The sequence below is a fragment of the Actinoplanes ianthinogenes genome (genome assembly GCF_018324205.1).
Lineage (GTDB): Bacteria > Actinomycetota > Actinomycetes > Mycobacteriales > Micromonosporaceae > Actinoplanes > Actinoplanes ianthinogenes.
On sequence record NZ_AP023356.1, the window covers coordinates 2,905,755 to 2,920,092 of the forward strand.

At 69.3% G+C, this 14,338-nt stretch carries 11 protein-coding genes; 5 read left to right on the plus strand and 6 right to left on the minus strand.

Annotation, left to right across the window (positions count from 1 at the left end; translation table 11 throughout):
- Positions 1-18: 18 nt before the first annotated feature.
- From Aiant_RS13125 to Aiant_RS13150, 6 genes are all read right to left on the minus strand, one after another.
- Positions 19-2,799 (minus strand): galactose-binding domain-containing protein, encoded by a 2,781-nt coding sequence (locus tag Aiant_RS13125; RefSeq protein ID WP_189334438.1) that lies wholly within the window; start codon positions 2,797-2,799, stop codon positions 19-21.
- A gap of 97 nt (positions 2,800-2,896) precedes the next feature.
- On the minus strand, positions 2,897-4,486 hold the full coding sequence (locus Aiant_RS13130; protein WP_189334437.1) for a glycoside hydrolase family 13 protein: 1,590 nt from the start codon (positions 4,484-4,486) through the stop codon (positions 2,897-2,899).
- Positions 4,487-4,563: 77 nt separating this feature from the next.
- Positions 4,564-5,451, minus strand: a complete 888-nt coding sequence (locus Aiant_RS13135) for a carbohydrate ABC transporter permease (protein ID WP_189334436.1) — start codon at positions 5,449-5,451, stop codon at positions 4,564-4,566.
- Between the two features lie 13 nt (positions 5,452-5,464).
- Complete coding sequence (locus tag Aiant_RS13140; RefSeq protein ID WP_189334435.1) at positions 5,465-6,412, minus strand: carbohydrate ABC transporter permease; 948 nt, start codon at positions 6,410-6,412, stop codon at positions 5,465-5,467.
- Between the two features lie 68 nt (positions 6,413-6,480).
- The gene (locus Aiant_RS13145) at positions 6,481-7,860 is read right to left on the minus strand and encodes an ABC transporter substrate-binding protein (protein WP_189334434.1); all 1,380 of its coding nucleotides are present in this window, start codon (positions 7,858-7,860) and stop codon (positions 6,481-6,483) included.
- A 315-nt stretch (positions 7,861-8,175) separates the two neighbouring features.
- Positions 8,176-9,171, minus strand: a complete 996-nt coding sequence (locus Aiant_RS13150; protein ID WP_189334433.1) for a LacI family DNA-binding transcriptional regulator — start codon at positions 9,169-9,171, stop codon at positions 8,176-8,178.
- A gap of 297 nt (positions 9,172-9,468) precedes the next feature.
- On the opposite strand from Aiant_RS13150, the gene Aiant_RS46500 reads away from it, so the two are divergent.
- The 5 genes from Aiant_RS46500 (at position 9,469) to Aiant_RS13175 (ending at position 13,885) form a co-directional block, all read left to right on the plus strand.
- Complete coding sequence (locus tag Aiant_RS46500) at positions 9,469-9,981, plus strand: methyl-accepting chemotaxis protein (protein WP_189334432.1); 513 nt, start codon at positions 9,469-9,471, stop codon at positions 9,979-9,981.
- A gap of 129 nt (positions 9,982-10,110) precedes the next feature.
- The gene (locus Aiant_RS13160) at positions 10,111-10,386 is read left to right on the plus strand and encodes a YchJ family protein (protein ID WP_212847079.1); all 276 of its coding nucleotides are present in this window, start codon (positions 10,111-10,113) and stop codon (positions 10,384-10,386) included.
- Between the two features lie 30 nt (positions 10,387-10,416).
- Entirely contained in the window at positions 10,417-11,268 is an 852-nt protein-coding gene (kynA, locus tag Aiant_RS13165; protein ID WP_189334430.1) for a tryptophan 2,3-dioxygenase, read from the plus strand.
- Positions 11,265-12,482, plus strand: coding sequence for a kynureninase (gene kynU, locus Aiant_RS13170; protein ID WP_189334429.1), 1,218 nt, complete (start codon positions 11,265-11,267; stop codon positions 12,480-12,482). The genes kynA and kynU overlap by 4 nt, the downstream gene beginning before the upstream one ends.
- A gap of 113 nt (positions 12,483-12,595) precedes the next feature.
- Positions 12,596-13,885, plus strand: a complete 1,290-nt coding sequence (locus tag Aiant_RS13175; RefSeq protein WP_229830966.1) for an amidohydrolase family protein — start codon at positions 12,596-12,598, stop codon at positions 13,883-13,885.
- Positions 13,886-14,338: the final 453 nt, after the last annotated feature.

Here is a 14,338-nt window from a genome sequence, read left to right on the forward strand (position 1 = left end):
GCCGCCCGGCGGGGCTTCTCAGGAGGCGTAGGCCTCGAACTCGGAGAGCTGGCCCGCGGGCCAGCCGGTGTTCCCCGTGAAGGTGAGTCGCAGATAGCGCTGGGTCGTGGTGACCGGGATGGTGACCGTGTTGCCGCCGGCCGGGTTGAAGGCGTAACCGGCGCTCGCCTTGACCGTGCTGAAGGTCGAACCGTCGGTGCTGCCCAGGACGGACAGCGTCTGGGTGCGGGTGGCCCAGGCGGCGGCCGGTGGCAGCTTGAGCACGACCTTGGTGAGCGTCCGGCTCTGGCCGAGGTCAACGGTGATCGACTGGGGGAAGGCGTTGCTGTTGCTCTCCCAGTAGGTGTTCGCGTTGCCGTCGGTCACGTTGGCCGGGGTGTAGACGTCCGCCTGGCTGGTCGCGGTGGCGGTCTTGCCCGCCGCGAGGTTGCCGGTGGGCGGCGCGGTCGTGGGCGGAGTGGTCGTCGGCGGAGTGGTCGTCGGCGGAGCGGTGGTTCCGCCCGCACTGTAGAGCTCGACCTCGGAGAGCTGCGCCGCCGGCCATCCCGTGTTGGCCGACACGGTGAGCCGGACATATCGGATATTTGCTGTTGTCAGCGTAACCGTCGCGCTATTTCCGCTGGCCGGGTCCAGCGTGACCCCGGTGGCGCCCGCCAGCGAGGTCCAGGAGGACCCATCCGTGGAACCGGTGATCCCGACGGTCTCGGTCCGCTTCTCCCAGCCTGCCGGCAGCTTCAGTACGGCTTTGCCGACGGTCTGGGCGGAGCCCAGGTCGACGGTGTACGTCTGCGGGAACGCGTTGTTGGCGCTCTCCCAGTACGTAGCCGCGTTGCCGTCCACCGCGTTCGGCCCGGTGTAGGGACCGTTGGCGCTGGTCACCGTCACGTTCTTGCCCTGCGCCAGGTTGCCGTTCGAGGGCGGCGGGGTGGTGGAGGCGCTGGGCGACGGCGTCGGGGACGACGAGGTCGGCGGGTTCGACGGGGTCGTCGTGCTGTTGCCCCACTTCGGCGCCGGCCACGGCCCGCAGTACGGCGTCGCCGTCTGCCAGCCCGAGTTGCCGCCGCCGTCGGTGATCGCCAGCCCCGAGCCGGTGCAGTTGTAGGTCGGCGGGTTCTGCGCGATCCCGGTCGCCTTGACGTTGGTGAACGTCGCGGTGGCCGGGGCCTGCGCCTGGAGCGCGAACGTGCCCGCCCCGGCGATGTTCACGTTGGTCAGGTTCAGCCCGCTGGTGCCGTTCCCGATCCACTGGATCCCGGAGTACGAGCTGTCCAGGATGTCGGTGTCGGTGACGTTCAGGGTCGCCCCGGTGATCGCCCCCGAGTCCGGCCAGAACCACAGCGCGCCGATGCCGAAGTTCCAGTTGTAGTCGGAGTTGCCGGTGCGGATCAGCGTGTTGCGGGCCATCGTCCAGGTGCCGGCCACCGCGGTCGCCCCCTGGACGCCCGGGTACCGGTTGCCGACGTGCAGGCCGCCACCGTTGGTGACCGTCTCGGCCATCACGTTGTCGCTGATGGTGATGTCCCGGCCGCCGTAGCTGACGATGTTGTTGGCCAGGATCGGCGCGACCACGGTGTTGTGGGTGAACGAGTTGCCGACGTTCGGCGTGTTCTCCGCCCACATGGCCAGGCCGTCGTCACCGGTGTTGCGGACGAACGTGTTGGTGACCGTGGAGTTGGTGACGCCGATGTGGAAGTTCACGCCGTCCGCGGTCTGGTCCAGGATCCGGCTGTTCTTGATGGTGAACCGGTCCATCGGCCCGTCCATCCAGGCGCCGACCTTGGTGTGCTGCATCCAGACGTTGTCGATCGTCGAGTTCGACATGGCGCCGCCGAACGCGTTGACCTGGTCCTCGTCGACCCGCTCCTGGATGTCGCCGATGACCGCGAGGTCCTTGACGGTGACGTTCTGGCTCGGGCCGCCCTGGCCCACGTACTTGCCGTAGATGCCGGCCGCCAGGTTGCGCTGGCTGGGGTGCCGACCGCCGAGCACGGTGTACCAGGGCCCGGCCCCGGCGAGCGTCACCTTGTCGACGATCACGTGGCTGTACAGGGTGTAGTTGCCCTGCGGCAGGTAGACGACCCGGCCGGCGGCCGAGCCGGCGTTCACCGCCGCCTGGATCTTGGCAGTGGAGTCGGTGGCGCCGGTCGGGTCGGCGCCGTAGTCGGCGACCGCGTCGATGGCGCCGGACGGTTTGCCGATCGGGCCCGGCACGTTCTCGAAGTCGGCCAGGTCGATGGTGAAGCTGGGCGACTGCGCGGTCGAGCTCACCTGGATCCGGATCTTGGTGCCGGCCGGGTAGGTGGTCCCGAACAGCGCCCGCGCCTCGTCGTAGAAGTGGTGCGGGCGGCCGTCACCGGGGTTGTTGGTGAACGGGTAGTAGCCGTAGTACCAGCTGTACTTCGAGGTGACCGGCACGCTCGTGATCAGGGTGGAGCCGGTGCGCAGGTCCAGCGACCCGCTCTTGCCGTCCGGGACGCTGTACCGGAAGGTGACCGCATTGGCCGGTTTGGTCAGGGTGAACTCGACGTACTCACCCGCGGCGTCGAGGGTGACGGCCTCCCGCCCGGAGGCTTCGGAGGAGAGGGTGCCGTAGGTCCGGTCGGTGCCGGTGGAGGTGCCGGTGGTCGCGGCCTTCTCGGCCTCGATCTCGGTGAACGGCACGCTGGCGCCCCGACCGGCGATGTCGAACGGGGAGAGTCCGGCGGCCTGCGCCGGGCCGGACTGCCAGATGACCGTGGCGGCAGCGGCTGCCAGGACGGCGGCGATCGCTGCTGCGGCTGGGGCGGTGCGGTTGGCCATGTTTTCCTTCCTTGGGTGTGGCCAGCCCCCGGTGTTTGCTGTTCCTATTCCTGCTCGTGGGCGCCCCCGGCGGTGGAACCGGAGACGCCCCCGCCGACTAGAGGCGCAGCCAGACTGCGGTGTCCTGGGGGAGGAGGTCACCGTCGAGGGGGCCGCTGGCGAGCAGGATGGTCTGGTGCTCCGGCAGGGGGACGGGAGCGCCGGAGAGGTTGAGCACGCAGGCGAAGTCGTCGCCCCGGGTCCAGGCGAGCACTTCGGCGCCGCGGTCGAGCCAATCGAAGCCGTCGGTCCGGGGACGCAGCCGGATGGCGGTGCGGTACAGCTCCAGCATCGAGTTGGGGTCGCCGGTCTGCGCCTCGACGGTGCGGTCCTTCCACTCCGCGGGCTGGGGCAGCCATGGGGTCACCGACGGGTTGGCTTTCAGTTTTCCGCCGCGGATCGGCTCAGCGGTGAAGGCGTACGGCGGTTCGTCGCCGGACCAGGGCAGCGGGACCCGGCAGCCGTCCCGGGTGTGCCCGCGCCGGGCGTACATCGGATCCTGAATCTGGTCTTCGGGAATGTTCTCGTTCTCCCAGAGCCCGAGCTCCTCGCCCTGGTAGACGTAGGCCGAGCCGGGCAGCGAGAGGGTGAGCAGCGCGGCGGCCCGGGCGCGGCGGGTGCCGAGCTCCAGGTCGACCGGGGTGCCGTCGAGGTTGTTCTCGAAGCTGAACGTGGTGTCGGCACGGCCGTAACGGGTGACGTGCCGGGTGACGTCGTGGTTGGAGAGCACCCAGGTGGGCGGGGCGCCGACCTTGGCGTGCGCGTCCAGGGTCCGGTCGACGCAGGCCCGCATCAGCTTGGCGTCCCAGGCGCAGCCGAGGAAGTCGAAGTTGAACGCCGCGTGCAGCTCGTCCGGCCGCAGGTAGTTGGTGAAGCGCTCGACGTCCGGCATCCACACCTCGCCGATCAGCGCGCGGTTCTCGTAGTCGTCGGCCACCCGGCGCCAGGCGCGGTAGACCTCGTGCACCGCGTCCAGGTCGTGGAACGGGTGCGGCTCGCCCTCGACCACCTCGGGCAGCGCGGTGTCCTTGAACAGCAGCGCGGCCGAGTCGATCCGGATCCCGTCGGCGCCCCGGTCGAACCAGAACCGCAGGATGTCCTCGAACTCGGCCTGGACGTCCGGGTGCTCCCAGTTGAGGTCGGGCTGCTCCGGGGTGAACAGGTGCAGGTACCACGAGCCGTCCGGCGCCTTCGACCAGGTCGTCCCGCCGAACTCCCCCGTCCAGGCGGTGGGCATCTGGTCCGAAGGCGGCCGGAACCAGAAGTAGTCCCGCTCGGGTGCGTCCGGCGAGGCGATCGCGGCCTGGAACCACGGGTGCTCGGAGGAGATGTGGTTCGGCACGATGTCGACGATCATCCGGATGCCGGCCGCGTGCGCCTCGGCGATCAGCGCCTCGGCGCCGGCCAGGGTGCCGAAGACCGGGTCGACGTCGCGGAAGTCGGCCACGTCGTAACCGGCGTCCGCCATCGGCGACGGGTACCACGGGCTCATCCAGATCGCGTCCACCCCGAGGTCGCGGAGGTGGCCCAGGCGCGCCCGGATGCCGTCGATGTCACCGACGCCGTCGCCGTCCGAGTCGGCGAAACTCCGGGGGTAGACCTGGTAGATGACCGCGTCGCGCCACCACGCACTGTCTTTTGCGGACACGAAAACTCGCTTTCTGCGTATTATTGCAGCATTTTTTGCGCTTTAAGGGGCGAGCGCCCGCCCTGGTCGGGAGGCGCTCAGCCCTTGACGCTGCCTGCGGTCAGACCGGACATGATGTTCCGCTGGAAGATCAGGAAGATGATCACGGTGGGAATGGCGGCGATGACCGAGGCCGCGATGATCTCGTTGACCGACGATCCCCCGGAGAAGGCGACGATGCCCACGCTGACCGTCCGGGTGGACCCGTCCGGCATGACCAGCTTCGGCCAGAGGAAGTCCTTCCAGACGTACGTCACCGCGAAGATCGAGACGACGCCGAGGATCGGGCGCGACATCGGCAGGATGATCGACCAGAGGGTACGCAGCGGGCCGGCGCCGTCCACCTGGGCGGCCGACATCAGGTCCTCCGGGATGGAGTCGAAGAACCGCTTCAACAGGAAGATGTTGAACGCGTTGGCGACCAGCGGCAGCCAGATCGCGAGCGGCTGGTTGATCAGGCTGACGTGCACGATCGGCAGGTCGATCACGGTCACGTACTGCGGCACGATCAGCACGATCGCCGGGATCATCAGGGTGCCGAGCATCGCACCGAGGATGACGTTGCCCAGGATCGGGCGCAGCTTCGACAGGGCGTACGCCGCCGCGGTGTCGAAGACCAGCTGGAACAGCACCGCGCCGATCGCGTAGTAGAACGTGTTGAACAGCAGTTTCGCGAGGTTCAGGTTCTGCCAGGCGTTGGTGTAGTTGCTGAAGTTCGGGTCCTTCGGGTACAGCGTCGGCGGGGTCTGCGCGATCTCCTGGCCGGACTTGAGCGCGCCGGTGACCATCCAGTACAGCGGCCCGATGAAGACCAGGGTGAACCCGAGGACGACGACCGCGAGCAACGACCAGTAGACGAATCGCCCCTTGCCCCGCCGCAACTGCGCCTGCGAGATGAGCGTGCGGGTACCGGAATCTTGTGCCATGACTGGTCCGTCCTCAGTCGTTCTTCGTGGTCAGCCGCAGGTACACGGCGGAGAAGGCGGCCAGCGCCACCAGCGTGATCACCCCGAGCGCCGCGGCGCCGTTGAGGTCGTTCTGGTAGAAGCCGTGCTGATAGATCAGGTACGCGACGGTGGTCGCCGAGTCCTGCGTGCCGGCGCCGTTGGCCAGGATCAGCGGCTCGATGAAGACCTGCATGGTCGCGACGATCTGCATCATGGCCAGCAGGCCCAGGATCAGCTTGGTCTGCGGGATGGTCACGTTCCAGATCCGCCGCCAGAGCCCGGCGCCGTCCAGCTCGGCCGCCTCGTACAGCTCGCCGGGGATGTTCTGCAGGGAGGCCAGGTAGATCAGCACCGCGCCGCCCATGTTCATCCAGGTCGAGGCGATCACCATGGCCGGCATCGTGGCGGTGGGCGACTGCATCCACTGCGAGGTCGGCAGGTGCAGGGCCTTCAGGACCGCGTTGAACAGTCCGGCGTCGCTCGGGTCGTACGCGTAGAACTTGAAGAGGAACAGCGCCGAGGCCGGCGGCAGCATGACCGGCAGGTAGACCAGGACCCGCAGGTAACCCTTGGCGTGGCGCAGCTCGTTGAGCAGGATCGCCACGAAGAACGGGACCGCGTAACCGATGATCAGGGCCAGCAGGGTGAAGTAGACGGTGTTGCGCCAGGCGGGCCAGAAGCTCGGGTCGGCGACGATCCGGGTGTAGTTGTCGAGGCCGACCCACGTGGTCACGCCACGCTTGGTCTTCTGGAAGCTCATGATGATCCCGCGGATCATCGGGTACCAGGTGAAGAGGGCGAAGCAGAGGACCGCCCCGAGCAGGAACAGGTGCCCGGTGAGGTTGTCGCGGACCTTGCGGCCGCGTCGCGCGCTGGCCCGGGACGCCGTCGTGCTGCGGCTCAGCTTCTCGGTCGTACCCGGAGCGGTGATGGTCGCCAACGGAAAACTCCTGCGGTGTGTCGGAAGGGTGCGGGCCGGTCGTCGACCGGCCCGCACTCCTCGCGGGATCAGCTACCGGCGGTGATCAGCTGGTTGACCTTGTCCTCAGCCGTCTTCAGCAGCGCGTCGATGTTGGCGTTCGGGTCGGTGAGCACCCCGGACATCGCCGAGTCGAGGACCGCGTAGATCGCCTGGGCGTTCGCGGGCTCACCCTTGATCGGCAGCTGCTGGTTCTCGAACAGCGAGTAGATCGTCGGGTCGACGTTCGCGTTGGCCTTGCGCAGGTCGTACTCGGCCTTGGCGGTGGGGCTGTCCTTGGTGAACAGCAGCGGCTGGGGCAGGCCGACCGGGTAGTTCTGCGGCTTGGCCCGCGGGTAGTCGAACTGGCCCTTGCCGACCGTCAGCTTCTCGAAGGCGATCCACTTGAGACCGGCCTTGACCTGCGCGTCGGTCAGACCCTTCTTGAAGAAGTAGCCGTCACCGCCACCGAGGGTGGCCTTCGCCAGACCGTCCTGGCCGGGGAGCGGGGCCACGGCCCAGTCCTCGTACTTGCCCTTGAACTGGGAGACGATCTGCTGGGTGGTGTCCGGTGCGCCGACGAACATGCCGACCTTGCCGGCCGCGGCGTTGGTCAGCAGGTCACCCCACTGGAGCAGCTGGCGCGAGCCCATGCTGTTGTCGGTGTACCGCATGTCCTTGAGGTTCTGCAGGACCTGCTTGCCCTGGGCGTTGTTGAAGTCCGCCTTCTTGCCGTCCTCGGTGAGGACCTGGCCGCCCTGCGAGTAGATCTCGGCGGTGAAGTGCCAGCCACCGGTGTTGCCGGCGCTGTACTCGGCGTAGCCGGCGACCGACTTGTCGGTGGCGGCGATCTTCTTGGCCGCGGCACGGACCTCGGGCCAGGTCTTCGGCGGGTTCGCCGGGTCCAGGCCGGCCTTCTGGAACAGGACCTTGTTGTAGACCAGGCCCATCGAGTAGTTCTTGATCGGCACGCCGTAGATCTTGCCGCCGTCGCTGAACACGTCCTTGAGCGACTTGTCGACGTCGTCCCAGGTGGCGATGGTGTCCTTGGTGACGTACGACGTGATGTCCATGGCCTGGCCGGAGTCCAGCACCTGCTGAAGGTCGGTCATGTAGCCGTAGAAGATGTCAGTGGTGGTGCCACCGGCCAGGCGGGCGGTGAAGTCCGGCGGGTTGTTGCACTGGGTGCCGACGCTGACGCTCTTGATCTGGACGTCCGGGTTCGCCTTCTCGAAGGCGGCGACGTCGGCGTTCCAGTTCGCCACCAGCTCCTTCTCGGTGCCGACCGGCATGCAGTCGACCGTGATGATCGTCTTGCCGTCGGCGCTGGTGCTCTCGTCGTTGCTCTTCGTGGAGCACGCCGCGAGGCCGAGGCCCAGGCCGGCCGCGAGCGCGAACGCCACGGCTTTCCGGTACTGCGGTGCGGACATCTGTCCATCCCTTCGGGAACGGTTATCCATGTGTTCGCTTCAGGTGCGAGTTCATCGATGCGTGGGATCGCAGAGGTGGTCATCTCTGTGAGTGGAGTCACCGTAGCTAGGCCCACTGATTTCCGCAAGGTTTCGATCGCACACTGAAAAGACACGACTTTGAGATGGCAGATGTCGACAGCGAGGCTTCTGGCGCCGCTATGTCGGCTTTGCGCGCAACTGCGGGGACAAAAAGAAGGCTGCCGCCCGCAAGTCGCGGTCGGCAGCCGTCCTCAGGTTGCGTTTAGTTGTCGATTTTTGCAGCGCTTACCACGATCAGCGAGGCGCGGGCCCGGTCGATCCGCGCACCACCAGCTCCGGCTCGAAGAGCAGCTCGTCGCGCACCACCCCGGCCTCCTCGATCTGCGTCACCAGCAGGTCGACGGCGGACTGGCCCATCGTCTCGATCGGCTGGCGCACCGTGGTCAGCGGCGGGTCGGTGCAGGTCATGAACGCCGAGTCGTCGAAACCCACCACCGAGACGTCGGCCGGCACGGCATGCCCGAGACGGCGGGCCGCCCGGATCGTGCCGAGCGCCATCACGTCGCTGGCACAGATGATGCCGGTGGCGCCGCGCTCGATCAGCTTGGTCGCGGCGACCCGGGCGCCCTCCATCGAGAAGCTGGAGCGCTCGACCCATTTGTCGTCCGCCCAGCCGGCAGCCGAGATCATGGCCGCCAGCTTGCGGCGGGACGGGATGTGGCCCTCCGGGCCGAGCACCATGCCGATCCGCTCGTGGCCGAGCGAGCGCAGGTGCCCGTACGCCTGCTCGACCGCCACCGCGTCGTCCGTCGACACCCGGGGAAAGCCCAGCTCGTCGACGCCCGCGTTGACCAGCACCACCGGCAGGCCACGGTCGGTGAGGCGGCGATAGTGCTCGTGCGAGGCGTCGGCCAGCGCGTACGCCCCACCGGCGAAGATGACGCCGGAGACCTGATGGTCGAGCAGCATCTCCACATAGTCCGACTCGGGGACGCCGCCGATGGTCCGCGCGCACAGCGCCGGGGTGAAACCGCGCTGCGCGAGCGACGCGGTCACCACCTCGGCGAGCGCCGGGAAGATCGGGTTCTGCAGCTCGGGGAGGACCAGGCCGACCAGCCGGCCGCGCTCACCCCGCAGTTTGGTGGGCCGTTCGTAGCCCAGGACATCGAGGGCGGTGAGGACCGATGCCCGGGTGGCCTCGGAGACGCCGCTGCGCCCGTTGAGCACCCGGCTGACGGTCGCCTCGCTGACCCCGGCCTTCTTCGCCACCTCGGCAAGACGTTTGGTCACAGCGGAATCCTACGTCAGCTCATTGCAAAAACTGAACCGGTCCTTGCGGCTGATTCAGGAACCGATGACAGTGCTTTCTGATCGCCGACAACTTCACGGTGAAGTTTCCGCGATGTTTCACGGGCGGTGACCGGTCGGCCGCCATCCGGCCGGGACTGATCCGGTTAAGTCGTCGCGCTGCGTGCTGACTCCGCTTTCGGCACGGTTCCATAACGGACCGGATCAGCGAAAACGCCTCCCGAGAGTCGGGCCGGGTGGGATGTTGTGAGCTACCGGTAAGAAAGGGATCACCACGACATGACCGACTGGGATCAGAACGAGAGCTGGTCGTCCGGGGGCGGCCAGGACGACTGGTCGGCACAGGCACAGGACCGGCAGCGCGACTCGGTGCACCGGTTGGCCAACGTGAGCAACGACATGGCCACCGCCACCCAGGCCGCCGTGCACGCGGCCGAGACCGCTGTGCAGGTGATCCAGCGGCTGGAGGCGAGCAGCACCGAGATCGGCAAGGTGGTCCAGCTGATCGCCACGATCGCCAAGCAGACCAACCTGCTCGCGCTCAACGCCACCATCGAGGCGGCCCGGGCCGGCGAGGCGGGACGCGGCTTCGCCGTGGTGGCCAGCGAGGTCAAGGACCTGGCCAACGAGACCGCCACCGCGACCAGCGAGATCGGCACCCAGGTCGGCGGGATCCGCGCCGACACCCAGAACGCGGTCTCCGCGATCGAGGAGATGCAGGGCCTGATCGAGGAACTCGACCGCTGCCAGAAGGTGATCAGCGGGATCGTGGTGGAGCAGCAGGCCGGCTGAGGAAGACTGTCCGGCATGGCAGGCAAGCGCACCGCACGGACGAAGGCATGTCCGTGCGGCTCACCGGCGTACGAAAATTGTTGCGGACCGCTGCACGAGGGCGACCCGGCGGCGGACCCGGAATCCCTGATGCGATCGCGCTTCAGCGCGTTCGCCCTGGACCGGACCGATTACGTGCTGGACACCTGGCACCCGGACACCCGTCCCGCGGACGTCGAGAGTGACCCCGGCCTGCGCTGGGTACGCCTGGAGGTGCAGGAGAGCAGCGGCGGCGGGGTCTTCGACGCCGAGGGATTCGTCACGTTCCAGGCGCATTTCCGGGACAACGGGCGGTCCGGCGTGATGACCGAACGCAGCAGGTTCGTCCGCCACGACGGCCGATGGGTCTACTGGGGCCCGATGTGATCTCCTGAAGTCGCAAAGGTAGGTGATCACATGTCGGCAACGAGGCCGATCGAGGACGGCATCGTCCGGGACTTCAAAGTCAATCTTTCGTACGGCGAGTACCTGCACCTCGACGAGATCCTGAACGCTCAGCACCCGGTCAGCGTGCCCGAGCATCACGACGAGCTGCTGTTCATCCTGCAACACCAGACGTCCGAGCTGTGGTTGAAGCTGATCATCCACGAGCTCCGCGCGGTGCTGGCACACCTGGCCAAGGATGAGCTGAAGCCGGCGCTCAAGGGCCTGGCCCGGGTCAAACACATCCAGCGCACGCTGACCGAGCAGTGGTCGGTGCTGGCCACCCTGACCCCGACCGAGTACGCCCAGTTCCGCAGTTTCCTGGGCACCTCGTCCGGGTTCCAGTCGTACCAGTACCGGGCGGTCGAGTTCCTGCTCGGCAACAAGGACCGGCACATGCTGTCGATCTTCGACGACCAGCCGGCCGCTCGTGACCTGCTCGAGGAGCTGCTCGGCACGCCCAGCGTGTACGACGAGTTCCTGCGGCTCCTGGCCCGGCACGGGCACCCGGTCCCCGGTCACCTGCTCGACCGGGACGTGACGCGGGCCTGGGAGTTCGCCGCCGACCTGGTGCCGGTCTTCCAGACCATTTACGAGAAGGCCGAGCAGCACTGGGAGGCGTACGAGGCCTGCGAGGAACTCGTCGACCTGGAGGAGAACTTCCAGCTCTGGCGGTTCCGGCACCTCAAGACGGTGGAGCGGACGATCGGCTTCAAACGCGGGACCGGCGGCTCCAGCGGGGTCTCGTTCCTGAAGGCGGCTCTCGATCTGACATTCTTCCCCGAGCTCTACGCCGTCCGCACCGAGATCGGAGTCCCCCGTTGAGTTCTCTGGACCGGGCCGCCGCCCTGGACGCCGCCGATCCGCTGGCCGCGTTCCGGGACAGCTTCCTGCCGGCCCCGTCGGTCGTCTCCTACCTCGACGGGAACTCGCTGGGCCGTCCCCTGGAGGCGACCGCCCGGCTGCTCGACGACTTCGTCCGCGGGCAGTGGGGCGGCCGGCTGATCCAGGGCTGGACCGACGGCTGGCTGGAGTGGCCGCTGGTGCTCGGTGATCGGCTGGGCGAGGTCGCGCTCGGCGCCGCGCCCGGCCAGACCGTGGTCGCGGACTCCACCACGGTGCTGCTCTACAAGCTGGCCCGGGCCGCGGTCGACGCGCGGCCGGGCCGGCGCAAGGTGGTCCTCGACACCGACAACTTCCCCACCGATCGCTACGTCCTGGAGGGCATCGCGGCGGAGCGAGGGCTTCATCTGGAGTGGATCCGGACTGATCCTGCCACCGGGATCTCCCCGTCCCAGGTCGCCGGCGCCGTGGATAGCGATACCGCGCTGGTGCTGTTCTCGCACGTCGCGTACCGGTCCGGCTGGCTCGCCGACGTGCCCGAGATCAACCGGATCGCGCACGAGGCCGGTGCGCTGACCCTGTGGGACCTGTGCCACTCGGCCGGCTCGGTGCCGATCCTGCTCGACGAGTGGGGTGTCGACCTCGCGGTCGGCTGCTCCTACAAGTACCTGAACGGCGGGCCGGGGGCGCCGGCGTTCGCCTACCTGCGCCGCTCGTTGCAGGACTCGCTGCGCCAGCCGATCCAGGGCTGGATGGGGCACCGCGCGTCGTTCGAGATGGGCCACGGCTACGAGGCCGCGCCCGGCATCCGGGCGCTGCTCAGCGGCACCCCGCCGATCCTCGCGATGGTCCCGATGCACGCCAACCTGGACATGCTCGCCGAGGCCGGGATCGAGGCGGTCCGCGCCAAGTCGCTGCTGCTCACCGGCTATGTGCTGGACCTCGCCGACGAGTGGCTGACCCCGCTCGGCGTCGAGGTGGTCAGCCCGCGGGACCCGGCTCGCCGGGGTGGGCACGTGACGCTGCGGCGTGCCGGGTTCGAACAGCTGCTGGCGCCGCTCTGGGAGAACGGGGTGATCCCCGACTATCGCCGTCCGGACGGGCTGCGGATCGGGCCGGCGCCGCTGAGCACCAGCTTCACCGAGGTCTACCAGGGACTTGCGGTCCTGCGTGACCTCGCTGAGAAGCACCGGTGAACACCGATCCGGGTCCGGGTCCGTGCGGGGGTGCGGGTTGCGGTGGGGAGGGGTGCTTTTCGCGTACGGCCAGAGCCGCCCGTGACTGCGAGTCCCGCCCGACCGTGACCGAGGTGCCGGATCCCCGCGAGGACCGGCGCATCCAGTGGCTGGCCGCGGACACGATCTGGTGGGGCGGGCGGCTCCGGGGCGGGGTGGCCCTGCGGGTCGGCGTGGACGGCACGGTGAAGCCGGTGCCGGCGGAGATGGCCCCGGCCGACGGGGTCCGGCGGTTCCCGGGCACGCTGCTGCCCGGGCTGGTGGACGCGCACGTGCACTCCGCGCTGGCCGACCTGGGCACGGTCCGGGCCGGTGGCATCGCCGCGGTCTGGGACCTGGGCGGCAATCCGGCGGCGGTCGCCGCCCTCGCGGCTCGCGCCGCCGCCCTCGCGGCCCGCACCACCCCCGGCTCCCCCACCGCGCCAGACGCCGACACCCGCACCACCTCCGGCTCCCCCACCGCCTCGCGGACCACGCCGGACGCCGCCGCCGGCACCACCTCCGGCTCCCCCACCGCCTCGCGGACCACGCCGGACGCCGCCGCCGGCTCCCTCACCGCCTCGCGGACCGCGCCGGACGCCATTGCCGGTGGTTACGGTCAGGTGGGGCCGCGGCTGCCGCGGATCCGCTATGCCGGACCGTTTCTGATCGCACCCGGCGGCTATCCCAGCGACCGTGCCTGGGCGCCGGCCGGCAGCTGGCGGGAGATCACCTCGGAGGCGGACGCGGGTGCCGCGGTGGCCGACGCCTGGTCGGCGGGCGCGACCCTGATCAAGGTCACCGCGCACGCCGGGGGCCCGCTGCTGCCGCAGCCGATCCTGCGTGCGCTGGTCGACGCCGCGCACGCGTCCGGCCTGCCGGTGGTGGCGCACGCCGAGGGACCGGGCACGGTGGCCGCGGCGGTCGAGGCCGGTGTCGATCTGCTCGCCCACACGCCGTGGACCGAGTCGCTGCCGGACACCCTGATCCGCGCCTGCGCCGGCCGGATGACCTGGATCAGCACGCTGGACATCCACGGCTGGGGCGACCCGGACCCGGCTCGCGAGGTTGCGGTGGACAACCTGCGCCGTTTCGTCGAGGCGGGCGGCAAGGTCCGGTACGGCACCGACCTCGGCAACGGGCCGCTGCCGCCCGGCGTCAACCCTCGCGAGCTGCGCGCCCTGCGCTCCGCGGGCCTCACCCCGGACGAGATCCTCACGTCGATGACCGAACCGGACTCCCCCGAGATCACCTGGGTCCCCGGTGGCCTCGACCTGTCCCCAGCCGCCTTCGCCGACTCCCTGGCCACCGCCCGAGTCCTCGACGACTCGGTCCAGCCCCGCCCCGCCGAGCCCCAACCCCCGGGCTGGTCCCCAGGGCCCTAACCCGGGACCCGATAGGGCCACCAAGCCCAGCCGATCCACCCGGGCTGGTCCCCACCGCCCTAACCCGGGACCCGATAGGGCCACCAGGCCCAGCCGGACCCACCGGGCTGGCCTCCATGGCCCTAACCCGGGACCGGATAGGGCCACCAGGTCCAGCCGGACCCACCCGGCTGGCCCCCACCGCCCTAACCCGGGACCCGATAGGGCCACCAAGCCCAGCCGATCCACCCGGGCTGGCCCCCACGGCCCTAACCCGAGACCCGATAGGGCCACCAAGCCCAGCCGACCCCACCGGGCTGGTCCCCACGGCCCTAATGCGAGACCGGATAGGGCCACCAAGCCCAGCCCAACCCAGGCTGGCCCCCACGGCCCTGGCACGGGACCGGATAGGGCCACCAGGGCCAGCCGGACACACCCGGGCTGGCCCCCACGGCCCTGGCACGGGACCGGATA